Source organism: Terribacillus sp. 7520-G, from assembly GCF_002271665.1.
In the GTDB taxonomy this organism is placed as follows: domain Bacteria; phylum Bacillota; class Bacilli; order Bacillales; family Amphibacillaceae; genus Terribacillus.
This window is the reverse complement of the sequence record NZ_NQFP01000034.1, coordinates 1-25,477: the sequence shown is the minus strand read 5'-3', so window position 1 is coordinate 25,477 and position 25,477 is coordinate 1. Positions and strand designations below refer to the sequence as shown.

Genomic DNA, 25,477 nt, shown 5'->3' with positions numbered 1-25,477 from the left:
GTTTCTTAAACCTTTAATAAAATAGGATATTTTCCGTTGACAAACTGCTGCACGTTACTTACTATTGAAATTTCTTGCAAGCAAGGAGGCAGGCGTATGGATCATTTGGAAAACCAAGAAATCTTACTATACCAAAATAAAATCAGGGAGGCACTAGCCAATCAGCAGATCGATCAATTTCGTGCAGAATACCTAGAGCTGCACCCGTATGATCAGGCTGCCGTGTTCGAGGAACAGCCTGAAGAAATCCGTAAACAGATTTATTCCTATCTGTCACCTGATGAAACAGCGGAAATCATGGAAAATGTCGATCAGGAGAATGCGGATATTTATTTCACAGAGATGTACTCGAGGTATGCGGCGCAAGTATTGGCGGAGATGTCAGCCGACGATGCGGTGGATATCCTGAAAGAAATGGACAAAAATAAGGTTGCAAGCTTCATCACCATCATGGAAAAGGATGCAGCAGATGAAATAAAGCATCTGCTCCATTATGAAGATAAGACAGCTGGAAGTATCATGACGACGGAATTCGTCAGTGTCAGTGCGGCTGATACAGTGCGGGAAGCAATGCTGCATCTCCGGGCTGAAGCGCCGGATGCCGAAACGATTTATTATACGTATGTAGTCGATCAAGATAAAAAATTGGTAGGCGTCATTTCCTTGCGTAATCTGATCATAGCCGAGAAGGACTGGCTCATTTCCGAAGTGATGAGTGACAGGATCGTCAGTGTCTCTGTCGGGGATGATCAGGAGCACGTCGCGCAAATGGTGCGCGATTATGACTTCCTGGCGCTGCCGGTCGTTGACTTTCAAAACCATATCCTGGGCATCATTACCGTCGATGATATCCTGGATGTCATGGAAGAAGAAGCAGACGAGGATTACAGTCGTTTAGCCGGTGTCAGTGATACGGAAAGAGGGGAGGACAGTGCCTTCGTTTCTGCCCGTAAACGGCTGCCGTGGCTCATTGCACTTCTATTCCTTGGTATGATAACGGCAAGCATGATAAGTCAGTTTGAAGATACACTCAGCAAAGTTGCGATTCTTGCCAGTTTCATCCCAGTCATCGGGGGGATGGGCGGCAATACGGGTACACAAGCGCTAGCTGTTGCAGTACGAGGCATGGCAACGGGAGATGTGGCAAAACGAGGGAAAATGCGCATGGTGATCAGAGAGGGTCTGACAGGCATCATTAACGGTGTCATCTGCGGCATTATCATTACATTGGTGGTAATCATATGGCAAAAAAGTTTTTACCTGGGGCTGCTTATCGGGTTATCTATCCTCTCGACCTTAATAGTAGCAACTTTAGCTGGGGCTGTTATTCCGCTCATCATGCATAAGCTGAAGATCGACCCGGCCGTCGCTTCGGGTCCTTTTATCACGACGATAAATGATATCATATCAATCTTGATTTATTTCGGGCTGGCAACAGCCTTCATGGGATTTTTACCACAATAGAAAAAAGGAGGGTCCGGCATGGAGCATGAATCCATCATATCCTTAGTCGTTGTCATTTTGGCAGCATTCCTTACACCAATTCTCATGAACCGTCTGAAGCTCCGTGCGCTCCCTGTAGTCGTAGCGGAAATAATAGTCGGTCTTATCATCGGTCAAAGCGGTTTTGACCTAGTCAATCAAAGCACGTGGCTGGACACATTGTCCACCCTCGGTTTCATCTTCTTGATGTTCTTGAGCGGACTCGAAATCGATTTTTCTATTTTTGCTGGGAAGGATAGACGGAAAAAGGATAAACAGCCATCTCAATCGCCGTTCGTCATATCGGTTATTGTATTCCTTGGTATCCTCGTCTTATCGATTGGGTTGTCATATGTATTCGTCCTGGCTGGCTTTATCGATAATGTCTTTCTCATGACGCTGATCATCTCCACCATTTCATTGGGGGTCGTTGTACCGACATTGAAGGAAGCGCAGATGATGAAGTCGACATTCGGACAGACCATCCTTATGATAGCCGTCATCGCTGATTTGGCTACGATGATCCTATTGGCGGTGTTTGCTTCCATCTATGGTGATGAAGGAGGCAATATGTGGCTGCTGCTCATCCTATTCGGGGTTGGTGTCCTTTTGTATTTTATCGGAAAGATTTTCCAGAAGCGTTCCTTCATCGAGACAATGTCCAAGGGAACCGTCCAGATAGGGACACGAGCGGTTTTCACGCTCATCATTGTACTTGTGGCCGTATCCGAGTCTGTCGGTGCGGAGAATATCCTGGGAGCATTCTTGGCCGGGACACTTGTTTCGCTGCTGTCCCCGAACCAGGAGCTGGTCCATCAGCTGGACAGCTTCGGCTATGGTTTCCTTATTCCTATATTCTTCGTCATGGTAGGGGTCGAAATGGATTTGCGTTCATTGCTGACAGATCCGCAAATATTGACCCTTATCCCATTGCTTCTGATTGCACTGCTTATGTCAAAGCTCATTCCCATTCTCTACTTGCGAAGGTGGTATGACTGGCGTTCCGTGATCAGTGCAGGGACCATCCTGACATCCACGCTTTCATTGGTCATTGCAGCAGCTGCCATCGGGAAACGGATCGGTATCATCGATGCCAAAATGGAAGGGGCACTGATTCTTGTAGCTGTGATCAGCTGTATCATTACGCCTTGGTTCTTTAAGCGGTTCTATGTGCGTTATGCGGATACGGATAAAAAGTACGATGTTGGCTTCATCGGTGCCAACCAGCTGACGATGCCATCCGTCCGGAACTTGGATGGGCACCACTACAGGACGCATCTGTATCACACGAAACAGGATAAAATCGATGAAAGTCTGGCGCATCCGGAATTCGATATCCAGGAGCTGGAGAACTATGAACCTGCACAGCTGGAAAGACTGGGTGTATTCAATGTGGATATCCTTGTCGTATCCACCGGCGATGAAGCCCAAAACAAGGACATCGCACTCTATGCGAAGGAATCAGGTGTCGATCGTGTCATCGCACGTATCGAACACCCTGTTCTAAGCGATGAATTAAAGGATAAGGGCGTGGAAGTGTTCTCTGTCCTTCTGTCGACCAATTTGCTGCTGAAAGCCCTTATCGAAGCGCCGAGTTTAATGAATATCCTGACGAATCAGGATAATGCCCTCTATCAAGTATCGATGCAGAATGCTGCTTATGAGGGTGTATCGCTCCGCCGCTTTCCCTTCCATGGGGATTTGATCATCGTCCGGATTTTCCGCGGCAAAGATTCCATTGTCCCGCATGGGGATACAGTATTGCGGATGGATGACCTTCTGATCGTGACCGGATCAGGGGAATATATAGAAGATTTGCGTGAGCTGCTTGAATGAAGACTGTCTGCGGACAGTCTTTTTTCTTTGCTGATTCTGGGCACACCAATCGGTCCGGTGCATATACTGAGTAAGAAACTATGCAGAGGAGGACATCGCATGTCCAAAGGAAAGGTACGGCGTCAGCAGCCGCTGCTGTTCATTGCCCAGCCGAAGCTTGATCTGCCGCAAGCAGAAATGCAGCAGGCTTATCGTACGACAAAGGATGACAAGAAAGTGACAACAGGCGATGCTGAATCAGTGACGGCTGTAGAATCTGCTGAAGAAAAGCCAGCAGAAGAAACAGTCAGGAAAACGAAAAAAGGGGACTTCAAGGATCTCTCTATTTCCGAAAAGACTAGATACCTGTTAAATCTGCCATCTCAAATTCCCCGAATGAAATGTGAGATAGTAACAGAGGAAAATAGCTTCATAGGAACTATATCGGGAATAGAAGAAGATGTGATACAGTTCAAATCAATCAGGCGTCCATTCAAAAGAGAGATTAAGTTATCCAGTGTCAAGGACATAAAGCTGCTTGGGTTCTAATAAAAAAAGTTCAATCTTGTTTTCCAAGATTGAACTTCTTTTTTTAAATGGTCGGAACTCCTGGTGTTCCGGAATTTCCATTGAAAGCAGAGATTGCAGGAAGCGTTGTGATATGGCAGAAGCAGTGTAAATCGACAGTGAAGCAAAGACCAGTCGCAGTTAAGTTTGCCACTGCTTGATCATCGATGCTATCAGGTGTCAAGTCTAAGTCCGCTGGATCGCGCAGCAATTCAAGGACAGCACAATCGTCTTCGTATACAGTCTTTACGCGGAAATAGAAGCTCGCTGCAACCGGACCAAGTGTTCCAGGTGTAGCCCCAGGTACAACTCCTACTCCCCGGAAAGGTGAACCGTCCTTGTTATAGAGAATGAAAGGTACTGTATCGAAACCAGTGGATCCTCCCCAGTTGCCAAGAAGATCATTGATGGATTGTTCCGCGCTTGTGGCACAGCATTCCGTGTAGATATCCTTTTGCGCATTGGCGATTTCTTTAAGGATGTCCTTGACGCAGCCTGTGCCTTTTTCACATCCACAGCTCATGATGTTTAACCCCTCTCGAATTGATAAAGTGATGACGTATCGTCTTTAATAAGATATGAGATGCCCTATGTTGTGTGTGGGCGATTTACACCTTTATGGAATAAGTCGTGGGTGAATATGGAAGAAAAAAATGCAATATAGGCAAAAGCTGCACACCATAAAGTCCATGGAACATAAACTATTTCAGAATTGAGTTTAGGAAAAGGAGTGATAGCATGTCTGAAGAAAAAAAGGTTATCCATGTCAAGAATCTTATCATCAAAGCCGATAAAGTGATATTGGATACGGACGATAAAGAAAAAGAAAAGCATGGCCGTGATCATGATTTCGATCCGATCTTCGGCCATCGCCGCAAGAGAGATGATCACCGCGATAACGGACATGATGAAGATAAAGACAAAAAACATGATGATGATAAAGATGACGATGAGGACAGGAGACGCCGGAATTTCTGGTTCTGATCAAAGCAGCTTCGGCTGCTTTTTTTATATGGTTAGACAAGGAAGAAGAAGGGAATAGAAGAATACATAAAAAGGAAAGGAAGGGATGTCATGAGCTGGACACTGCCAGTATCTGCAAATCAATACATGGATTATCAAAACAGGCTCAATGGGGTAAGGAAGAGCAGCAGATATACGATTGAGCGGGCGAATCCGGTTGTGCAGGATGGAAAGCCCGAAACGTTTGAGCGATACGTCCAAGATCGGCTTGCCCATCAAGCCTCGCTACAGCTCCGGGAGAGAAAGCAAGCAGACAAAAAGACGCCCTTTGATAGACAGACATATAGTCTGCTGACTGGAAAAGGACGTCATATCGATATGCTTTGTTGATTCAATGATAAGCTCTGGTAAATAAACCATTCGTGTGTGTCCATTCTGCATACGCCACATCTGCCGCTGTATCAAACCCTTGCTTCTTGATTTCATCCCTCAGCCACTCCAGTGATTTCCCGCAATTGATGACATTGTCCTCGATGATCTCCCCATCAAGGATGAAGGATACAGGAAGTGGATTGGGCTGTTCCTTCAGCTTCAGATCATCCCGTGTCGGTGTCTGATAGGCGCTCTTTTTCAATACACTCAAACTGCCATCTGCTTCGATGATGGCATAATCGACCTCGGCAAGGGAAAAGACATTATTGGCCCGAAGCTGATGCATCAATTGATTGAAGTCCATTTTATTCACTTTCATATCCTCATATTGAATTTCGCCTTGCGAAATGATGACGGATGGCTTACCTTCCAAGAATCCGCGCGTTCGTTTGAATTTCTGTGTCAATTTTTCAACGATCAGCATGAGTATCCCCCATGTGATGATGGCCACTGCAATATGAGGGATACCAGCCTCGGGATCGAACAAAGCATTCCCGAACAGCTCCCCTGCTGCAATTGCGGCAATGAAGTCAAAAGGCGTGATTTGGTTCATTTGTGTCTTTCCAAGCATTTTCGTCAATAAGAAAAGACCAACGAATCCAAATATCACTTCTACAATTATCTCTCCATAAACTCCCACGTACCGTCACATCCCTTCTAAGAGAAAGCATGCCCAAAGGTGGAAGAGCTATACGAAAAAAGACTCCCAAAAGGGGAGCCTCACAGCTGTTTCGTCATTGTCTTATGCGGGATGCCGGCATCCATGAATTCATCGGAAACGACTGTATAGCCCAGCCGTTCATAAAAAGGGATCGCCTGGGTCTGTGCATTCAGTTTCGCCTTCTGCATGCCGCGTCTTTTGGCCTCGTCCTCCATGGCGCGCATCAGTTCATTGCCGTAATGCTTGCCCCGGAATTCCTTCAGGATACAAATGCGTTCCATTTTAGCGTAGCCGTTGACGAAGCGCATTCTGCCGGCCGCTCCAGGAATATCATCTTCATACCCGACAAAGTGGATGCTCTCGTTCTCCAGCTCATCGATTTCAAGATCCGCCGGCACTTTTTGTTCTTCCACGAAAACCAATGTTCTCACTTGGAAGGCATCCTGCTGCTGGCGGCTGTTTTCTGCAACGATTATGTCCATTCTTCATTCCTCGCCTAATGTAAAAGTTTCTTTCACGATCCATTTGTCGTCCGCTTGCTGCTCGAGCAAATGGAATTGTTCGGCTTGCTCTTCATATTGGAATTGCTTCAGCTTCAGCGTTCCATACAAATCCCCATATTCCCCGCTTGAAAGATTCTGTGCAATCGTGATATGGGGGACGAATGCATATTCTTTCTCACCCTCGAAGAAGCCGTGGTAGAGCTTCTCGTGCAAGGTTTTAAGCTGCTCAGAAGGAGTCACTTTGAAATAAAGTGTATTATGAGCAGGTGCAAACGTGCTGACTTTTTCTATTTTATAGGAGAAGGGAGCTGTTTCGCGTGCAATCCGTTTGAGCTCGCTCACTGCATCGATGAGATCTTCTTCATTCAATGTGAATGGCTGCCTCACCTTCATATGCGGTTTGATGAGTGCATACGCGGAATCGTATCTTTTGCGGTACGAATTGGCTTCTTGCTGAACTTGCTCAGATGGGAAAATTGCAATAGTGTAGTTCATCTAAAGTACCTCCAATTAAGAATGAATAGCATGCGTATCGTTTGCTTCTGTCCCTTATTATACCAGAGATAGTGCCTGCTGTATGCGGCCAACCGTTCAGCCGAAAACGTCTGTCAGCACCTGTTTCATATCGCGCTGCCAATACTTCCATGTATGCTCTGCGTCCTGCAGCTCGCGGTAGGTATAATCGATATCCTTGGAGCGGAAGTATTCCTGTAAGCTTCGATTCGGTTCCACAAAGTCCATTTCTTTATGGAAGGAAGTGGGGACAGAGGTCTCATTCGTTCCGACCGTATGGTAAATGGACAGGCTATCCAGCTGCTTGGCCTCGCGCACTTCCCGCATGACAGCTTCATCCACCAATGGAGACTGCATCACGACGCCTCCGAAAGTATGCGGGAAACGAAGGGCGGCAACCAGCGAGAGCGTGCCAGCAAGGGAATCGCCCATCAGTGTCCTGGTCGCTCCCATATGTAAAGTGGGCAGGTCATCCTCCAGCACTGGCAGCACCTCATGCAATAGAAACTGCAAAAATGCTTCGTGTTTCTTTCCGTCTGGATGATATTTATCGATTCGGTCGTTCCGATCGCGGTAATGGATACCAGCAAAAACCGTATTTTTAATCTGTCCGTCACTGTGCAGCTGATCGCTTAACGTCGCTATCCGTCCCATTTGGAAATAGTCGTTTCCATCCTGCATGATGCATAGCTGGTATTTATACATGGGGGAGAAGGACTCCGGCTTATACCAGCGTATCTCCAGGCTTTCGTCCAAATAGATGCTGTCGATCATGGTGCTTTCCATCTTGCCATTTCGTTTCATCTGCTAAACCTCGCTTTATGAAAGGGTTGTGATGCCATTTTACCATGAATGGGAAGGGGAGGAATGAAAAAAGCAAATGGCGTAAGCCATTTGCTTATCAGGCTGTGATGAAGAATCGACGCAATAAACCATACCGCGGTGAAAACATCCATGTCAGCAAAAACAGGATCCCGCCGGCTGTACTCATGGATCCGGAAATCGAAGCATCGAGCCATAGTGCGCCATAATAACCGATCACGGCACTAAGGATGCCGAAAATGCAGCTGTACAGGAGCATGGCTGATAATCGATCCGTGAGTAAATACGCACAAGCGCCAGGTACGACGAGCATACTGACGACAAGGATGGCACCGACAGCGTCAAACGAACCAACGGCCGTGATGGAAACAAGCCCCATCAGCAGGTAATGGATCAAAGTAACCGGCAAGCCGAGTGTCAGAGCGAGTGCTGCATCGAAGGAAGTGAGCTTCCATTCCTTATAGAAAAGCAGGATGATGAGCAAAGCAAACACACTTATACCCAAAAGCATCGCTGTTGCCTTTGGTATCTCGAAGCCGAATAGGATTTGGGTATCCCATGGAATGAAGGCAATCTCACCCATCAGCGCATGCTCGACATCCAAATGGACATCCTTTGCAAATAATGAAATCAGGATGACTCCGATGGAAAAGAAGGTGGTAAACACGATGCCGATACTGGCATCTTCCTGGACACCGGCATGATGAAGTGATTGGATGGCGAAGGTCGTAACAAAACCGATGATCGTTGCACCGATCAGCATGTAAATCCCGTTAAGACTGTTGGCGATCAGGAAGGCGAGCACGATTCCAAGCAGTACGCTGTGACTGATGGCATCGGCAAGCATTGCCATGCGCCGGACAATCAGGAAACAGCCGACCATGCCGCAGCTGATGCCGACAAGGCAGGCAGTAAGCAAAATCCAGCCTTCGTAGGTCATATCCCTTCCTCCTTTAGGTGTTCCGTCCGAACCCGGTGCGCCGTCAGTTTTTGGACAAGGCCGTGCTTACGGCCGAAAGTGAAAGATACTATAAAACAAAGGGCCGCCGTGACAACGATAAGGGGACCTGTTGCCAGGCCGGTGCTGACTGTACTGATAAGGACGCCGGCAATGCCGGAGCAGGCTCCGATTCCGCCAGCGATGATCACCATCGAGCCAAGTCGATCCGTCCAATACCGGGCACTGATCGAGGGAATGATGAGCAAAGCAGCCATGAGGATGACACCGACTGCCTGGATACCGATCACGACTGTCATGACCAGCAGGGTGGAGAAGAGCGTTTCGAGCAAACCAACGGACAAGCCGCTATTCTTGGCAAAGCCGGGATCGAAAATCAGAAGCTTCCATTCTTTGAATAGAAGGAATGCAATGAGGACCAAAATGCCGGCCGCACCACCCATCGTATAGACATCAGTTCTTGTCATGGCTGCTGCCTGACCGAAAACGAAGTTATCCAGACCGCTCTTATTTCCTTGCGCCTGACGGGTGATCCGGGTAAGCAGTACGATGCCCATACCGAAGAAAACGCTCAGCACCATACAAATGGCAGTATCTTTCTTTATCCGTGTCGTCATCGTGATCAGCTGAATCAAATAGGTTGCCAAAAGGCCAGCAGCTGCAGCGCCTATCAAAAGGACCAGCAGCTGCTTTTCGCCTATGAAAAGGTAGGCGGTACAGATCCCGGGCAGCGCAGCATGCGCCACAGCATCTCCAATCAAGCTTTGCTTCTTTAGCAGGGCAAAGCTTCCCAGGACGCCGCTGGCTATCCCAAGCAGCATCGTGCTCAGGACCACCCATTGTGTATTCGGCTGGTGCAGCAGTGCATGCCACATTTCCTGCAGCATGTGATCACCCTCCGATCCGTTCGTCCGGCGCAGGGAAGAATGCCAGTGCGCCGCCATATGTTTTTTGCAGCAACTCTTTGGTGAATACTTCTTCGGTCGGGCCATCCGCGATTACGGTCCTATTTAACAGAAGTGTGTGATCGAAGTATTCAGGAACGGTTTGAAGATCATGATGGACGACAATGACAGTCTTACCTTTTTGCTTCAATTCCTGCAGCAAATCGATTATCGCTTTTTCAGTCTTGGCGTCCACCCCGACGAATGGTTCATCCATGAAGTAAACATCGGCATCCTGAACAAGTGCCCGAGCCAGGAATACACGCTGCTGCTGCCCGCCGGAAAGCTGCCGGATCTGTCTATCGGCATATTCCTCCATTCCTAGTTTTTGCAGCGCTTCCCTTGCCAGACTGATATCATGTTTGGAAGGCCGCTTGAACCAGCCGATATGACCGTAACGGCCCATCAAGGTGACATCCAGGGCATTCGTGGGGAAGTCCCAGTCCACCGATCCTCGCTGCGGTACATAGCCTACATTGCGATTTTTTGGATGGTAAGGCTTTCCTAGTATCGAAATCTCCCCTGAAGACCGCTTGATCATCCCAAGGACAGCTTTGATCAAAGTCGATTTACCAGCACCATTCGGACCGACAATGGCCGTCAGGGTTTCCTTGGGGATGGACATGCCGACTTGTTCCAAAACAGTCTTTCGGTCATAAGCAACGTTTAAATCCTTTATTTTCAAAGCTTCCATCTGTCCTCCTCCTATCTCAAAGCTTCTGCAATGGTGTCGACATTATGGCGGTACATGCCGATGTAGGTGCCTTCCTCTGTCCCTTTTTCACCCATGGCATCAGAATAGAGTTCGCCGCCGATTTTTACGTCATGACCAGCTTCTTTGGTCCCATCGATCACGGCGTTGATCGATTTCTCGGACACACTCGACTCCACGAATACTGCCCCGATTTTTCGCTCCGTCAGTGTATCGATCAATCGTTGGATATCAGCTAAACCGAATTCGGAGTCGGTGGATAATCCTTGCAGCCCCATCACTTCCATATCATAAGCCTCGCCGAAATAATGAAAGGCGTCATGAGCTGTGACGAGCACCCGCCGCTCCGCTGGAATGGATGCCATTTTTGCTTCAGCATAGCTTTTCAGCTCATCCAGCTTGTCGAAATAGGCAGCTTCATTCGCCTGGTAATCCTCCCTGTTATCCGGATCTTCTTTTATGAATATATCCGTGATATTACCGATGGCAACTTTCCAGATATCGATATCGAACCAAATATGCGGATCTGGAAGGCTGGCATCCTCGGCATCCGATAATTGCATTGCGTCATCAACAGCTTCCCCGATTGCTATTGCAGGTATCTCTTTTGGCATATTTTCGAATACCTCGAGCATTTGCCCTTCCAGGTGCAGGCCATTGTAAAGGATCACATCGGCGTCCTGGAGTTTTTTGATATCGCTCTGTGTCGCTTTGTATAAATGGGGATCGATTCCCGGCCCCATCAGACTAACGACTTCCACATGCTCGCCGCCGATTTGTTCGGCAGCATCAGCGATTTGAGCGATAGTCGTGGTCACGTGTAATTTCCCTTTCTCAGGACCGGAACCAGAAGCAGAATCGGAAGCACCACAGCCAGCAAGTAAAAAGACAGCCAGTAACAAAGGTACGAAAGAGAATAGCTTTTTCACATAAGACACTCCTTTGACGAATTGGATTATTAGCCACATGCATGTGTTTTTCCTTAAGGCAAAATTAAAGTATGCAAATGGGAAAGTCAAGTGCATGAAAGAAAAAAATAATCATGACAGAAAATAAGTTTCCTTAAGGCAAAATACGACTTATTTCACATGGGAATTATGGTAAGATGATGGAAAGGGGATGATGCCAGTGGAACAGATAAAAGGAATCATGCAAGTATTGAAGCTTGCCGAGAAGCTTAAATTTGAAATGAGGCATAGCTGGCTTTCAAACGGCAGGCAGGAGAGTGTCGCGGAACATACGTGGCGCGTCGGCTTGATGGCTGTACTGTTGGAACCTTACATAGAAGAAAAGTTAGACATGGCAAAATTACTGAAGATGATCATGATTCACGACCTTGTGGAAGCAGAAGCAAAGGACATACCCGCTTTTGATACGCTTTATGATGCAAAAAGGAAAGAACAGAAGCGTTTGGCGGAGGAAAAGGCAATGGATGATATCAGGGCGATGCTTGCAGAAGAACCGGGGAAGGAGCTGCAGCTGCTTTGGCAGGAATTCGAAGCGAAAGGAACATTCGAAGCCAAAGTGGCCAATGCCCTGGATAAGCTGGAGGCTCAGCTGCAGCATAATGAAGCATCGCTGGATACATGGCTCGATATAGAGAAGGAGATGATTTATTTGTTAAAATCGCATACCGATTTTCATCCGGTGCTGGAGGAACTGCGGCAAGTGATCGTGGCAGAGGCAGAAGATAAGCTAAGGGAGACTCCTGAAACTGCAGGGTAACAACGTGATCAAGGGCATAAGCTACATTACTTTCATTGTCAGGGATCTCAATCGGACTGCAGACCTTTTCCAAAAGGTTTTGGATGCAGAAGAAGTTTACGGCAGCGGTATCAAAAGCCACCCCCTATATACTGGGAAATTATTCCATGAAGGCGGACAATGGATTGCTGTCATGCAGCCAAGGGGAATTGTCAATCGGACATATCATCATGCTGCATTAAAGTAGATGCAGATAGAATGGGAAAGGCGGGTCTGGAAATAAGACCGACACGGACTCGGGCTTTTGAAGGGAAGGGGAAGTCCATCTACTTTTACACAAACTTTTCGAACTGCATACCGGGACACGGCAAGAACGATTGGAATCGTATAACAAAGGGGAAAGCTAATGCAATCCAAAACAAATCGACCGGCAGCTGCCGGTCGATCTCGGAGAATATCAAGGATGGATGATCTCCATTTCATCCTTTTCAGGAGTTAAGCAGGTTTCAGTAGGTCGAATCATACCGTGACCGAGTTGAATTCCGGCATATTCAAACGAATTGTCTTCTTTTACAATTACTAAGAGCTCCATATCATCCCGCAGCGATATCCCCACTGGGTCGTGAAACTTTTTGCCCAATGTTTACTTCATATCTGCTTCCTCCGTGTAAGGATGGAAGAGATGAGCTCTTTTCCAGTCATATGTAATAAGATCTCCTAAAAATACGGTATTTGTGTGTTCGTCCTTCACTTTTTCATTCAAGCTGACTTCCAAAGTCCTATCATGCTTGACATGGAAGTAAGGCAGGGCGACATAAACCATCCCTGCAAAAACAAGCATCATCCCGAGAATAATGATTGATTTCCTTTTCTTGATGATGGGCATCGACCTCCCTTTTTTACAGGATATTACTATTATAACAAAAAATATCTGGTTTGATTGGCAAAAAAACAGAACACGCGGATAGCATGCTCTGTCCATGAACCTATACTATTTTTTAGTTTTCCATACCCGGCTTATTGGCTGTGACTCTGTTGCTGCCGTCATCATTTTTCCTTCTTAAGAAAAACGCCATGATCAAACCAATTGCCGACAGAAGGACTGCTGCAAGGAAGGCAGCATCCATGCCAGTAATTTGGGCATCGGCAGGATTTGTGAAGTCGCCGTATTTTATCGTATTCGTCATGATGGTGATCAGAATAGCCGTACCGATCGAGCCGCCAACCTGTCGGAATGTATTGTTCATCGCCGTCGCATGCGGAATCAAATGGTTTGGCAAAGCATTGATCCCGGCTGTCGTGAGCGGCATCATGACAAGCGCTGTACCAGCCATGCGAAGCGTATAGATGATCACGATGAAGGAAAGCGACGTATCCAGTTCGAGGAAAGCAAATGGAATAGTCGTCACTGTCATCAGGAAGAAACCGATAATTGCCAGCAGCTTCGCGCCGATCTTATCAAAGATCGCCCCCACGAACGGAGAGAGGATACCCATCATGATCGCCCCTGGAAGCAGCATCAATCCGGAATGGAATGCACTGACATCACGCAGGTTTTGCGTATATAACGGCAGGATCGTTTCTGTCCCGATCATCAGCCCGAATACGAGCATACCCATGATCGTCGTAATCGTGAAGGTGAAGTTCTTGAACACGCGGAACTCCAGCAATGGTTTTTCCATCTGCAGCTGTCTGATGATGAACAGGATCAAGGACAGCGCCCCTATGCCGAGTGTGCCCATGACCTCCCAATTGACCCAGCCGCTCGTACCAGCGGAGCTGAATCCATACAGAATACCGCCGAACCCGATGGATGAGTATACGACAGAGAGCACATCGATCTTGGATTCCTTCAATGTCGTTACATTTTTCAATACGAAAATGGCCAAAACCAAATCGATGACAGCAATTGGCAGGACGATATAGAACAGGTAATGCCAAGAGAAGCTATCGACGATCCAGCCGCTGAGCGTAGGACCGATTGCCGGAGCAAATGCGATGACGAGCCCGAACATCCCCATTGCCGTCCCGCGCTTTTCCGGCGGGAAGATCGTCAGGAAGACAGTCTGCATGAGCGGCATCATGATACCGGCTCCGATTGCCTGGATGATTCGAGCCACCAGCAAAAGACTGAACGCTGGTGCCGCTGCTGCAACCAGCGTTCCGATGCTGAAGGTGGTCATCGCAAACAAGAACAATTTCCGCGTCGAATATTTCTCAATCAAGAATGCTGTAATCGGAATCAGGATCCCGTTTGTCAGCATGAATGCAGTTGTCAGCCATTGTCCCTGATCTGCTGTAATATCAAAGTCACTCATAATATGGGGCAAAGCCGTAACCAACAATGTCTGGTTCAAAATCGTCACGAAAGCACCGATGATGAAAATCGTCACCGTCGCCATCCGGTTGACCTGAGCAGTCTGTTCAGCCATTTATATTCCTCCTTACAGCAGTAACCGAATGGCTCGGATACTTTCTTTTAATCTGCTATGTTGATCTAAGTAAGTCAGCAGTGCATCAATCAAATAGGGAGCAGGCTCCTCCTTAGCCAATTCCTGCTTCAGATGAACCACAGCCTCTGTCAGCGAACCATCTTTCAGATCGTTTACTGTAAGCTCATGTATTTGCTGCAAGAATGTGTGCAGCAGTTCCTCTTTTCCAGGAGCCTCGGGCAAATCCGCATGAAAATGAAGCTGGATATGCCGCTCATTCAATAGGGGAGCGCGGCTCAGTTTATCAGCAATAATAGCGTCCATCACCAGCTTGATTTCATGCGCAACCTCCGCCGGCTTTTTCAGGATTGCGCCATCCGCCATCATTCTTAAATAAGGATTCAGCAGTCCAAGCAGATTGAGTGTCATATCCCATTTGTACGGTTCTATCTTGTTTCCATAAAGATTCAACAGCATGTCCTGATGCCATTTGATAAGAATGCCCCGGACATTGTTCATATGCTGCTGAAGATCTGATGATTCCTTGAAAGGGGGAGAGAACATCAGCATTTGGATCAAATGCTTGTTCTCCTTGAAAGACTCGATCTCCATCACGATCTTCCGCTCAAAACGAATATCCGGCGTCAAGCTCTTATCTGCCTCGATCAAAGCAGCCTTATTCCGCAGCTGCGCATGATTGTTTTCAATCAGCTCATTCAGCAGTTCCTCCTTGGAACCGAACAGTTTGTAAATGGAGGCCTTCGATATTTTACAAGCCTCCGCTATCGACTGCATCGACACCTGCTGGAACCCAAACTCCGCAAACTTCCGCTTCGCGGCCATTAAAATCTCCGTTTTTTTATCCATTACATTCCCTCACTCAAAACCCATGAGTTTTATAAAAACTTATTGGTTACTTTTGCTACTATACGCCCCTTAAAACGGAAAGTCAACACAGTTGTTTTTATGTTACCCGAAATAACTTTTCCTAATAGTGTTGACAATCTTGTATATATCTAATAGAATAATACAAGACGTTACATTACATATCGATTCCGTAGCTCAGCTGGGAGAGCACTACCTTGACAGGGTAGGGGTCGCTGGTTCAAGTCCAGTCGGAATCACTAATTGAAAAAAGGCTGGAACCCTTGGTAGATAAGGGTTCCAGCCTTTTTGTGTTTTGGGTAAAAAATAGTACAAGGGTGTTAGAAGGGGAAATGCTAACATTTTGCTAACATCTTCTATAAAAGTATGATAAGGAAGCATCAATTTAGGGATCATTATACTGAGGATAAGGAGCATACTAATGAGTATTTAGCGCTAAGATAAAGTAAAGAATCGAAGCCTTCTCTGTAAATTAATTGCAGTTTATCCCAAAAGAACTTAATTCATATGACTTTCACATCGTCTACTCTATCTATGCTCCGCTTCGCAGAAGTCGGAATTTTAACGAAAGAAATATGTAAATTTAGCTTCTACACCATATACAAATCCTTAAATATATACTAATTAATTTTGATTTCTACTTTCCGTGGAATTTTATCCTTTTTACATTTAGCTATTACTTTTTATCTAACTCTCTAATAGCCCCTAGGCAATACAATTTTATTTTAACCTTATCTTCTTGAAGATTTTGCAACTTTATGGGAAAATTTTCTTAAGCAATTAGTTGCTGAGACTATTTTCTTAGAGGATGTTTTTTATGACCAATCGTTCCGCAGTCGATACAATAAAAGGATATTTTTATCAGTTTGATTTAACGATAAAGAAAATACTAGAACTTAAAGAGGACGGCGAATCTATTATTATAGAGGGTATTGAGGATATTGATGTTAAAAGCACGGATGAAGATACCGCAATACAATGCAAGTACTATGCTAAAAGTGAATACAACCATTCTGTCATAGCAAAACCAATAAGACTAATGTTAACTCATTTTAAAGAATCTATATCTTCTTCTTTGCCGGCTATAAACTATTATCTTTATGGATATTTTAAAAGAGGCCAAGACAAACTTACATTACCTTTAGATGTACAACAGTTAAAAGAACGATTTCTAATCTATAGAAAAGATAATGAACGATATGAGTTACATAATATCCTAGATCTAACTGATCAGGAATTAGAAACCTTCTTAAAACAATTAACGATTAATATTAATGCAGATGATTATGATACCCAATTGACTGATATACATAACTCTTTTACAGCTAAGTTCAAATGTTCTTTATTTCAAGCTGAACATTACTATTATAATAATGCCTTGCAGGTTATTAAAAGATTAGCTACCAGTAATTCTATTGAAGACAGAACGATCACAAAGAAGGAGTTCTTGGATGAGATAGATAAAAGTCAATTATTATTTAATGAATGGTTCCATATCTACAAGGAAAGAAAAGAAATTAACAAGTCATACAGAGATGAATATTTTTCTACTTTGAATGTTTCGCCGTTTGAACGCTTCTTTCTGATAGAGGTTGATCCCTCTAGTTATACTAGGTCTTACCTAAAAGAGTTGCTCTTTATCATATCAAATAAATGGTCTAAATTATCCCAAAGAGAACGCAATTCTTACTGTCCATATGTATATATTCATAAATTGGATTATTCCGAATTAATTCAATTAAAAGGTGAATTAATAACCGAGCAATTTAGAGTTATAGACGGTTTTGATTTTTCAGGGGCTTCTTTTAATGTTAACTCTGTGTTGCAAACTGCTACATATCACAACAACATCAAATTAAAGATTTTGAATAGTTTAGATGATTTAATTTTATCATTAGAATCTAGCACTAAAACTCGAGAGATTTATCAATTTTATTTGGAAGAAGAATATTTCGATTATAATTCTGCTGCTGTTAAACACATTAAGATTCCCGTAGAAGAAATTAAGGACATAAAGGAGATTATCTAATGGAAGAAAAAAATATTAATGCAGAGGTAATATCAGTATTCCCCAATAAGATTAGAATTTCAGTTGACAATTTAGAGGATTTTAAGCGAGCAGATGAAACATTACGTGTAGGTTCTTACTTGAAAATAGCTGATAATGAAAACACTGTGTTAATGTCTATAATTGAGAATTTTTCAATAGAAGTGAGTGATTTAGGGGAAAGAAAGTATTTGATTGAGGCAAATCCATTAGGAATTCTTAAAGGTGAAGAATTTGTTAGAGGCGGGGATTCTATCGCCATCCCCCCAAAAAAAGTAGAACCAGCAACTAAAGAGGAAATAAAAAGGATATATGACCAATCTATTGATCAAAATAGTCGGTTTACATTCTCGTGTTTGTCAATGAATAAAGATGTAAAGGTTCCGGTAGATGGAAATAAATTTTTCAATAAGCATATTGCAGTAATTGGTTCTACTGGATCAGGTAAATCACATACTCTAGCTACTATCTTACAAAAAGCAATAGATGAAAAAAATGAAGGTTATGACCTTAATAACTCTCATATAATCTTGTTTGATATTCATTCTGAATATAAAGCGGCGTTTCCGAATGCAAATTATATAGATATTGCTAATCTAGCTTTGCCTTATTGGTTATTAAACAGTGAAGAAATAGAAGAATTATTTTTGGATACTGATGCAAATGATCATAATCAAAGAAATATTCTTAAGGAAGCTATTGTATCTAATAGAAAACACTATTCAGATAGAGATGTATTGGATAAAGAAAAAATTCACTATGACACTCCTACTTTCTTTGATCTAAAAGAAGTTCTAAACTACGTAACTAATAGAAATAATGAAAAAAAGAACAGGGATAATGATATATTATGGGTGGATTCTGAGGGAGAGGAATTTTGTTTTAATGAAGAAAATCAATATAAGTTATTTCAAGATGTACTAACAGTTTCCACTAATACCACATCGGCAGCTGGTATGAATGGAAAGCTTATTAACTTCCTTAACCGACTTGAAAACAAGGTGAATGATAAACGTTTCGACTTTTTGTTGGGCGACCGTGCGAAAAATACTACTTTTGAAGAAACATTAAAGAAATTGTTAGGTTATAATGACAAAACGAATATTACGTTATTAGATTTAAGTGGAATTCCATTTGAAGTATTAAGTATCACAGTTTCTCTTGTGTCCAGAATTATATTTGAGTATGGATATTTTTATAAGAGACTACGTACTTCAGACGATCCTCAAGAGAAGATAAATAATGATGTTCCAATACTTTTGGTATATGAGGAAGCGCACAAATATGTTCCTAAAAGTGAACTTACTATGTACCGTTCTTCTAAAAAGTCGATAGAGAGAATTGCAAAAGAAGGTAGGAAGTATGGAATTACTCTGATGTTAGCAAGTCAAAGGCCATCTGAGATTTCAGAAACAATTTTTTCTCAATGTAATAACTTCATTGCTATGCGATTAACAAATCCGAATGATCAAAATTATGTTAAGAAATTACTTCCCGATACTATGGGTAACTTAATTGATAAGATGCCTTCCCTAAGTGCTGGTCAGGCATTATTAATTGGCGAATCTGTGGTACTCCCTTCTGTGGTGCAAATTGATTTATGTGAATCTCCACCTTCTTCGAACGATATTCCGTACTTTAATTTATGGAAAGAAGAATGGAAAGATCTTGATTTCGATAGCATTAAGAAAGAATGGTACAAATAACAAAACGAATATAGCTAATTAGGAAACTTACAAAAGCAAAAGTTTCTTGATTAGCTATATTTTGAAACCATTAACTTGCAGATTCAGTATGCATATACTCTAAGTTTCACTCGAGCAATATAATACTCTTCTGTCAGTGTAACCACTTCTACCGACATTGCTTTGTTCTATGTTTAACGATTGAAGAAGTTTCTTTGTTGGAGAGGTAATATTGTAGCTAAACAAGAAGTTATCTTCTTCCGCTACACATATTCCATTTACATTTATTATGGGATTCTTTTTGCGACTTACATATATAGAACCATACTCTGTTTCTTCGATAAGTCTGTCACCAGAATAGAGTAGAAAGAAGCTTTTTCCACGTCTATATCACTATCTTGCAGACCAGAGAAGATAAATTATGTACCAACTATCTCAGGATAATTCGGTTCTTATACAATAGCGTGTAGTGTTACTACGTCTTCAAAGTCACCTTTTGGAGCCTTTTCAATTGTAATGTCACTATATTGAGAATGAATAGTAACTTCGATTTGCCGCCGATCAAAAGTTGCTAGTGCATCTTTCAACCACACATCAAATTTCCCTATTACCTTGTTTGGATTTTCTGTCTTCTCTGTATTTTCGTTTTGAGTGAGATGCTTGGATTTTAGCCCGCAGCCATAATCTTTAAAATGTCACAAACTATAATTATCTTTATGTATGAGAGGCTGCTTAGTATCACTTAATATAGACTCATCAAGTGCATTTGCAATAATCTCTCTCAATGCGTGAGCTATGGACCAATGTTCTAAGACTTTTTCGATATTTAAATCGAACTTCTTCACAATTTGCCTTCTCTCCAATTATATTTTTCCCCATCTTTGGTATTAGGATTAATTTTTCATAATAAAAGAGAAGGTATATGTGATATTCTTGTTTACTTCTATGATTTAGTTTATTTAGCGCCTGGCTAAAGCAATCAGCTGCACTGTTATTCTTATTGGGAACTAAGTGCGCGTATGTCTCTAGTGTTGTTCGAGGATTTGAGTGTCCTAGCCGACTTGATACTTCAACTACATTTATTCCTTCTGAAATCAGGATGCCGCTAAAGATAATGAGTTAATTACAGTAGGATGTAATTTTGATCTTGCACAGGAAGCGAACTAGCTCAAGATAAATTCGTAATAAGCTAGAAACATTATTGAAGAAGATTATATTGCTATTTTTCATATCTCACGTAAATATTTTAATGTAATAATACTTGAGTTCTACCAAGCACTGAGGAACATTTGATTAATCCTTCACTTTATTTTTTTGCTTCTTGAAGAAAACTAACTTAATAAAGCTAGTTGTCCCGCGACCCGTTTCTGCCCCAGATTTACAACTGTCTTGCATTAAGTTAGTAAAAGATTAGAGGTCTTAAATACTATTAATACATCAATTTAATTACTTATGGACCTGGACTAAAGAAGTGTTTTTAAAGATTGCTCATTAAATTAATGGGAATGAATGGATATTTCTTATATGATCTTCAAGGACATAAGCAATAACCCAACATTGGAGGTTAGGCTGCGTGAGAATAAATTTTGTTATTGTTCTTATCTTAACAACATTGATTATAGGAGGGTGCAGCGTGAACGGCGATAATGAGTCAGTATCTCCTTCTGAAATGGATCCAAATGAATTGCCGGAGGTTCCTGCGTTTCAAGATGAATTTACTCGTGACTTTATACAAAGCACTGAGCCTGTAAAAGAAGGATACTACCATTTCCAATCTGGATCGAACAGTTTTACAATGAATTTCCCCGAAAGAATGATAGTAGTTGATGAAAGTTATAGCTTAGGTCCTGATGATAGAAGTGAATATCTTGAGTTTTCACATCTAAAAGAAGATAAAGAAGAGATGGATATTCTCCCTGTGATAACTATGGATTATTACAACTTTATGAGCAGCGAAGAATCAAGTAAAGAAGGATTATCAGGGAAAATAGATGAAGAGCTTGAATTTAAACAGTTAGAAACAGAAGAAAATCAAAATATAGAATATGCTGATACTACTGAAGGACCCTATCCCGGAATTGCTGCTTTAGTATGGAACGACAATGATCAGCAAATACAGATATTCACGACTTTCGTATGTAATGACAATCTTAATGAAGAAGAATGCGAGGAATCGGTTGAGTCAGAAAAGAAAAAAATCCTAGATATAATAAGTTCAATTCACTTTATGAAAGACGAAAGTGAGTGATTTTATGTCTCTAGACAAAATCACTGCCACAGATGTATGGATGCGGCTAGTAAATACAGAGTATGATGAGTTACCTCCTTCTCAACTTGAAAAGAAGTTTAAGTATATTTATCTGGAGGAAACAAGGAGATATTCAAAGGTGATTTAAAAATGTTTCATTCCGCTGAGTCTAAATCAGTTAATCCAGAAAAGACAGGATATGACGGAACAGCTCTCCTTATATCTGAGGGTGGAGAGGAAGAACTCTTTATAATTAATTAAGGAACTCAGACCGATAGTTTTATGGAGGAATCTATATGGATTTATTTGAGAGGTTAATCGTGCACTCTGCGGTAATCGAAGGAGAAGACTATGGTTTAAATGACGTTTTTAAACCCATAGGCGATGGGTGGCATAAATTTGAATACATTATGGACGGGATATACCTAGCTATGTTTCAATTGGGAGCATTTGTGATTTTAGCTGCGGGATTATTGACTTTTATAATTTGTTTCCTAGCTATGTTTCCTTTTAAATCAAAGGAGGAGAAGAAGTCTTTTTGGAAGACACAGGGGTTTGTTATGTCAGGCTTTGTAATTGTTGCTGCTTTGCTATTTGGTATTCCATATGCCATCCTTGCGTAAAGGAGGAGTTGCATTTTTCCAAATAAAAAGCCCCCGAAGAGATTTGATTCATCCGTTAGTTTCTAATAAATATTTAATTATGGAAAAGGTGCTAAAGCGTCCATAAAAGAAGCGAAATCGAACTAGAAAAGTTATTTATGATCTTAAAAAACAGCAAAGTTGTTTCATAAAGAAACAGTTGCTGTTTTTGTTTAAGGTATTTATTTTATTTTTGCGCTTTCTTTGTACTTAATAACTATCTTCTGTTGTTTGTTACTTTCTACTTGCTCGCTAAAGTTACCTACGACTTGAATTATCTTCATAGCAAGGGACATATATAAACCTTGTTCTTTCTGTTTGCGAAGTGTAGCGGTAAGGCCTAGTTGTGCAGCCATTTTACCTTTTTGGCCTTCTCCTTCAACTGTACTCTTCACCAAAGCATAAAACCGTTCATCTTGACTCTGGATGTCATCAGCGAGGTTCTTCAGCATCCTAATCTTATGGGCGTGATCATCTTCCGGAATTATTTGAGTCATTTCATAGTCGGTGAATTCCATCCATTAGATCCCCCTTACCAAATCGAACATTTGAGATAGCCTCTCCTCTTCCGCAAATAAATCTTCTACCGCTTTTCTATAGTCTTCTATGAGCTTATAGCCGCTATCTACGCTCGACTTCATTTCATAAATCTGTTCATCTAGATCAGCTCTTTCTAGCGGATACACATTTTCCATTACCTTTAGTGATTCAACTTCATAAAGGGGGTATCTGTGCATCCAACCGCGACTATACGCGTACCCTTTCGGATTACTTTCAATGTTATATATCTCGTCGAGTACTTTTTTTCGTTCTTCTTTGAATGCTAATTGTATTTCTTCGTGAACTGCCTTTTCCAGTTTTGCTATTGCAGACATCTTGTCTTCAAATATTAGCGCACCTTCGCGATATAATCTTAAAGCTGCGGACATATTTACTTCAATGGGTTCCCCGCCAGCTCCGGTAGTAGTGAAAATTAAATCTGTACCGGAATAGCTTTTATTTCCACCAGATAAGGCATTGAGCAATTCATTAATACTGTGGCTGTCTTTTATCGATTCAAGACTTTCTAGTATTCCGCTGTCCATAATATTTTTAGCAGAAGCCGTAAGAGATTTTTGCAGTTCTAATGCAACTAGCAATAATGCTGCATCACCAGCAAGTGAAACTGTTAGGCCATCATCATTTAAAGTAACATTACCTTTAAGAGTTTTAAGAATTCTTGTCAGATCTTTATCTATATTCCCTAGCTCTTTAATCATAATATCCTTTTGTTCTTTTGAAATGTATCCCTCTTCGTACAGTCTTCCGAAAATCGTATCGGCATTTTGAGTGATTAAGCGTATCTTATCGGCCAAAGGAGGCAAGTTTTTATCTAATGCTCGCATCGTTTCATCAAACTGATCTTGATGAAATGCGTACCACCCTAAGATATCTGCTTTGCCTTCTATCTCTTTTAGGTACTCCATTTTTACGCCGAGCATTTGGTAAACAACTTCGTTTAAACCACCTTTATTATCAGCTGCCGCATATTTTATTGCTAAGTCTCTAAGGCTACCAATTACATCATCCGGTATATCGTCAATAAGTTCTTTAATTCCGTTAACTTCCGGATTCGTATCTATCATTTCGACATCCCCAAAAGTAACGAACCCTGCTTTCTCTGTAACTGCGTATAATGGATCATCTGTGGAAATAAGTTGATGGATCTCAACAGGCGAGTCTGAATAGAACTCCTTGGTAAATTCAGCTAGTTCATTTAAAGGAATATCATAAACCTGATCTCGCGTAGCAACATTAAATTCTTTTCTTACTTCTCGAAAAAACGCAGGGTCATAGTCTAATAATTCATAAGGGGGCATTTGCAATCCGTTAACTCCGTATATCTCATCGAAAGTATTATCGACAATACCTGTAACCGTACTGTTGTGGTTGCCAAGAGAATGACCTAGCGATACAACCTCTGTATCCTCGGAAATATTAAGCTGTTGTTTAGCATCTTCCGTAAAAACTCTTGTGGCCTCTGCTTGCTTAACAGATTGTCCTGCGAACGCAGCTTTAATGTTTTCATTCCAGTCCACACCGTTAGTTGTTCCTTGGTTGATTACGAACAGTTTTTCTTCGCTTCCTTCCGTTATTCGAAGAGCCGTTCCATCATAACCGGATTCAAGACTAGATACGTCCTTGGAATCAGATGAATGGTATATCTCTACATTACCCTCAAATAATTCTCCGGTTTCTTCTAAGTAAATTGATTTGAATTTGGTTTCTAACTCATTAGGCTCCAAGTTATCATACTCCGAGTTAACAAGCCTTAACCATATGTTAGAAGAAGTGATTTTGTCTAAAGACACCAGTATCACTCCCCTTCATTCTGTGTAAGCTTAATAGATTGGAATACTCCTAGTATCCTTTCCTTCTCAGACTCGACTAACTTACTACATTCATCGGAGTCTAAACCTTCGCTACAAGTCATATCAGCGAAGATTTGAATATTCTCATCCTTGTCATTCCAAATCAATGTAGCAAAACCAGGGAAAGGGCCGGAAGAATAATTAGCAATTTCGATTTTTTGCCCCTCGTACTCAGATGAGACACTTTCGAAATTCAATTTCTCCCTCATTTTTGCAGACATCCCTTCCTTACTAGTTTCTTCATCCCCCATAAATCCGTAATATTTCAATTGGATATTTGTAATAACATCAAGATTCTCATCGGTATGTGAGATAGTTATAAATTCACTATCATTCTTTGATGACTTGCTATAGCTTCTTTCATCTATCGTCATATCTCCAGGGAAATCCATCGTGAATTTCTCAGACTTTGCTTCGAAAGGATAAAATCCTTCACGAACAGGTTCAGTTGATTTTAGGAAATCGCGAGTAAATTCATCCTGAAATGCAGGTACATCCGGCAAATCTTTAGGTTCCATCTCGGATGGCGAAGCAGACCCTTTTCCGTTTGACATACTACATCCTCCTAGCACAAACGTTGTTAATAATAATAGTAATAGTAATTTAGTCTTCACAGAGTAATACCTCCGCTCTTATGATGCTTGCTGCATAAAATTATACAAAAACAGATACTACAATCACAGGGATATAGTGGATATTTACAAAAAACCGTTCTTTTGTCTCGGGTATAATTACCATTGAATATGAAGGTGTGAGGATAAGACGTTGTAGTAATACGTTTTATCTAAATGGCCATAAGCAACATATGACAAATTAATCTTCAAATATTGAAGCCTTCATTTGCTATATGTATTGAATCATTGTAGAAGAGGACGAGACTTATTGAGAATAACTGTGCTAGTTCTGTTTTTCTGATTTCACTAATACAGATGGATGAATAGCCATTTGCTAACGTCAATGCTAACGTAATTATTTTTTTGAGCTGATTTTAACGGAATTAATGGACTATATGGACAGAAAAACCCTTTAAAATACGCTATTTACGTATATAA

At 42.2% G+C, this 25,477-nt stretch carries 27 protein-coding genes and 1 tRNA gene; 12 read left to right on the top strand and 16 right to left on the bottom strand.

The window, feature by feature from the left end:
• The first annotated feature begins 96 nt into the window (after positions 1–96).
• The 3 genes from mgtE to CHH53_RS12105 all read left to right on the top strand — a co-directional run bounded on the left by mgtE (position 97) and on the right by CHH53_RS12105 (position 3,846).
• A complete protein-coding gene (gene mgtE, locus CHH53_RS12115; RefSeq protein WP_095216397.1) occupies positions 97–1,464 on the top strand; it encodes a magnesium transporter in 1,368 nt (455 codons plus the stop codon).
• Positions 1,465–1,482: 18 nt separating this feature from the next.
• On the top strand, positions 1,483–3,318 hold the full coding sequence (locus tag CHH53_RS12110) for a monovalent cation:proton antiporter family protein (RefSeq protein WP_095216396.1): 1,836 nt from the start codon (positions 1,483–1,485) through the stop codon (positions 3,316–3,318).
• A 99-nt stretch (positions 3,319–3,417) separates the two neighbouring features.
• Positions 3,418–3,846, top strand: a complete 429-nt coding sequence (locus CHH53_RS12105; protein WP_095216395.1) for a CotO family spore coat protein — start codon at positions 3,418–3,420, stop codon at positions 3,844–3,846.
• A 43-nt stretch (positions 3,847–3,889) separates the two neighbouring features.
• On the opposite strand, the gene CHH53_RS12100 is transcribed toward CHH53_RS12105, so the two are convergent.
• Positions 3,890–4,387 carry a CotY/CotZ family spore coat protein gene (locus tag CHH53_RS12100; protein WP_095216394.1) on the bottom strand — a complete coding sequence of 166 codons (498 nt, stop codon included), beginning with the start codon at positions 4,385–4,387 and terminating at the stop codon, positions 3,890–3,892.
• A 215-nt stretch (positions 4,388–4,602) separates the two neighbouring features.
• On the opposite strand from CHH53_RS12100, the gene CHH53_RS12095 reads away from it, so the two are divergent.
• Both CHH53_RS12095 and CHH53_RS12090 read left to right on the top strand, forming a co-directional pair.
• Positions 4,603–4,848: a hypothetical protein gene (locus CHH53_RS12095; RefSeq protein WP_095216393.1), complete on the top strand. Its 246-nt coding sequence runs from the start codon at positions 4,603–4,605 to the stop codon at positions 4,846–4,848.
• A 90-nt stretch (positions 4,849–4,938) separates the two neighbouring features.
• Complete coding sequence (locus CHH53_RS12090; RefSeq protein ID WP_095216392.1) at positions 4,939–5,217, top strand: hypothetical protein; 279 nt, start codon at positions 4,939–4,941, stop codon at positions 5,215–5,217.
• A 1-nt stretch (position 5,218) separates the two neighbouring features.
• On the opposite strand, the gene CHH53_RS12085 is transcribed toward CHH53_RS12090, so the two are convergent.
• From CHH53_RS12085 to CHH53_RS12050, 8 genes are all read right to left on the bottom strand, one after another.
• Complete coding sequence (locus CHH53_RS12085; protein ID WP_233135080.1) at positions 5,219–5,899, bottom strand: DUF421 domain-containing protein; 681 nt, start codon at positions 5,897–5,899, stop codon at positions 5,219–5,221.
• Between the two features lie 80 nt (positions 5,900–5,979).
• Positions 5,980–6,402: a GNAT family N-acetyltransferase gene (locus CHH53_RS12080; RefSeq protein ID WP_095216391.1), complete on the bottom strand. Its 423-nt coding sequence runs from the start codon at positions 6,400–6,402 to the stop codon at positions 5,980–5,982.
• 3 nt (positions 6,403–6,405) lie between these two features.
• A complete protein-coding gene (locus tag CHH53_RS12075) occupies positions 6,406–6,918 on the bottom strand; it encodes a 2'-5' RNA ligase family protein (RefSeq protein WP_095216390.1) in 513 nt (170 codons plus the stop codon).
• A gap of 96 nt (positions 6,919–7,014) precedes the next feature.
• Positions 7,015–7,740, bottom strand: a complete 726-nt coding sequence (locus tag CHH53_RS12070; RefSeq protein WP_095216389.1) for an alpha/beta hydrolase — start codon at positions 7,738–7,740, stop codon at positions 7,015–7,017.
• A 97-nt stretch (positions 7,741–7,837) separates the two neighbouring features.
• A complete protein-coding gene (locus CHH53_RS12065) occupies positions 7,838–8,698 on the bottom strand; it encodes a metal ABC transporter permease (RefSeq protein ID WP_095216388.1) in 861 nt (286 codons plus the stop codon).
• Positions 8,695–9,603, bottom strand: a complete 909-nt coding sequence (locus tag CHH53_RS12060) for a metal ABC transporter permease (RefSeq protein WP_233135078.1) — start codon at positions 9,601–9,603, stop codon at positions 8,695–8,697. Before CHH53_RS12060 ends, CHH53_RS12065 begins: the two co-directional genes overlap by 4 nt.
• 4 nt (positions 9,604–9,607) lie before the next feature.
• Positions 9,608–10,354 (bottom strand): metal ABC transporter ATP-binding protein, encoded by a 747-nt coding sequence (locus CHH53_RS12055; protein ID WP_095216387.1) that lies wholly within the window; start codon positions 10,352–10,354, stop codon positions 9,608–9,610.
• Positions 10,355–10,365: 11 nt separating this feature from the next.
• Positions 10,366–11,301 (bottom strand): metal ABC transporter solute-binding protein, Zn/Mn family, encoded by a 936-nt coding sequence (locus CHH53_RS12050; protein ID WP_233135076.1) that lies wholly within the window; start codon positions 11,299–11,301, stop codon positions 10,366–10,368.
• A gap of 190 nt (positions 11,302–11,491) precedes the next feature.
• On the opposite strand from CHH53_RS12050, the gene CHH53_RS12045 reads away from it, so the two are divergent.
• Complete coding sequence (locus CHH53_RS12045; RefSeq protein ID WP_369819888.1) at positions 11,492–12,097, top strand: HD domain-containing protein; 606 nt, start codon at positions 11,492–11,494, stop codon at positions 12,095–12,097.
• A gap of 4 nt (positions 12,098–12,101) precedes the next feature.
• On the top strand, positions 12,102–12,323 hold the full coding sequence (locus CHH53_RS17500; protein ID WP_143594498.1) for a VOC family protein: 222 nt from the start codon (positions 12,102–12,104) through the stop codon (positions 12,321–12,323).
• Between the two features lie 396 nt (positions 12,324–12,719).
• Here the strand turns inward: CHH53_RS17500 and CHH53_RS12030 are convergent, their stop codons facing one another.
• The 3 genes from CHH53_RS12030 to CHH53_RS12020 form a co-directional block, all read right to left on the bottom strand.
• The gene (locus CHH53_RS12030) at positions 12,720–12,962 is read right to left on the bottom strand and encodes a hypothetical protein (RefSeq protein WP_095216383.1); all 243 of its coding nucleotides are present in this window, start codon (positions 12,960–12,962) and stop codon (positions 12,720–12,722) included.
• A gap of 112 nt (positions 12,963–13,074) precedes the next feature.
• The gene (locus tag CHH53_RS12025) at positions 13,075–14,508 is read right to left on the bottom strand and encodes an MDR family MFS transporter (RefSeq protein ID WP_095216382.1); all 1,434 of its coding nucleotides are present in this window, start codon (positions 14,506–14,508) and stop codon (positions 13,075–13,077) included.
• 12 nt (positions 14,509–14,520) lie between these two features.
• Complete coding sequence (locus tag CHH53_RS12020) at positions 14,521–15,375, bottom strand: TetR/AcrR family transcriptional regulator (RefSeq protein WP_095216381.1); 855 nt, start codon at positions 15,373–15,375, stop codon at positions 14,521–14,523.
• Between the two features lie 184 nt (positions 15,376–15,559).
• On the opposite strand from CHH53_RS12020, the gene CHH53_RS12015 reads away from it, so the two are divergent.
• The 3 genes from CHH53_RS12015 (at position 15,560) to herA (ending at position 19,146) form a co-directional block, all read left to right on the top strand.
• Positions 15,560–15,632: transfer RNA gene (locus tag CHH53_RS12015), tRNA-Val, on the top strand.
• A gap of 578 nt (positions 15,633–16,210) precedes the next feature.
• Positions 16,211–17,422 carry a DUF4297 family anti-phage-associated protein gene (locus tag CHH53_RS12010; protein WP_095216380.1) on the top strand — a complete coding sequence of 404 codons (1,212 nt, stop codon included), beginning with the start codon at positions 16,211–16,213 and terminating at the stop codon, positions 17,420–17,422.
• The gene (gene herA / locus CHH53_RS12005) at positions 17,422–19,146 is read left to right on the top strand and encodes an anti-phage-associated helicase HerA (RefSeq protein WP_095216379.1); all 1,725 of its coding nucleotides are present in this window, start codon (positions 17,422–17,424) and stop codon (positions 19,144–19,146) included. The genes CHH53_RS12010 and herA overlap by 1 nt, the downstream gene beginning before the upstream one ends.
• Before the next feature lie 99 nt (positions 19,147–19,245).
• On the opposite strand, the gene CHH53_RS17975 is transcribed toward herA, so the two are convergent.
• On the bottom strand, positions 19,246–19,467 hold the full coding sequence (locus CHH53_RS17975; protein ID WP_483316336.1) for a hypothetical protein: 222 nt from the start codon (positions 19,465–19,467) through the stop codon (positions 19,246–19,248).
• 1,291 nt (positions 19,468–20,758) lie between these two features.
• Between CHH53_RS17975 and CHH53_RS12000 the strand changes: the two genes are divergently transcribed.
• Together CHH53_RS12000 and CHH53_RS11995 are read left to right on the top strand one after the other, a co-directional pair.
• On the top strand, positions 20,759–21,373 hold the full coding sequence (locus CHH53_RS12000) for a hypothetical protein (protein ID WP_095216378.1): 615 nt from the start codon (positions 20,759–20,761) through the stop codon (positions 21,371–21,373).
• Positions 21,374–21,669: 296 nt separating this feature from the next.
• Positions 21,670–21,996: a hypothetical protein gene (locus tag CHH53_RS11995; protein ID WP_095216377.1), complete on the top strand. Its 327-nt coding sequence runs from the start codon at positions 21,670–21,672 to the stop codon at positions 21,994–21,996.
• A 200-nt stretch (positions 21,997–22,196) separates the two neighbouring features.
• Here the strand turns inward: CHH53_RS11995 and CHH53_RS11990 are convergent, their stop codons facing one another.
• The 3 genes from CHH53_RS11990 to CHH53_RS11980 are packed head-to-tail and all read right to left on the bottom strand — an operon-like array spanning position 22,197 to position 24,979.
• A complete protein-coding gene (locus CHH53_RS11990; protein ID WP_095216376.1) occupies positions 22,197–22,532 on the bottom strand; it encodes a hypothetical protein in 336 nt (111 codons plus the stop codon).
• Between the two features lie 3 nt (positions 22,533–22,535).
• On the bottom strand, positions 22,536–24,365 hold the full coding sequence (locus tag CHH53_RS11985; protein ID WP_095216375.1) for a DUF6792 domain-containing protein: 1,830 nt from the start codon (positions 24,363–24,365) through the stop codon (positions 22,536–22,538).
• Positions 24,366–24,370: 5 nt separating this feature from the next.
• On the bottom strand, positions 24,371–24,979 hold the full coding sequence (locus CHH53_RS11980; protein WP_095216374.1) for a hypothetical protein: 609 nt from the start codon (positions 24,977–24,979) through the stop codon (positions 24,371–24,373).
• Positions 24,980–25,477: the final 498 nt, after the last annotated feature.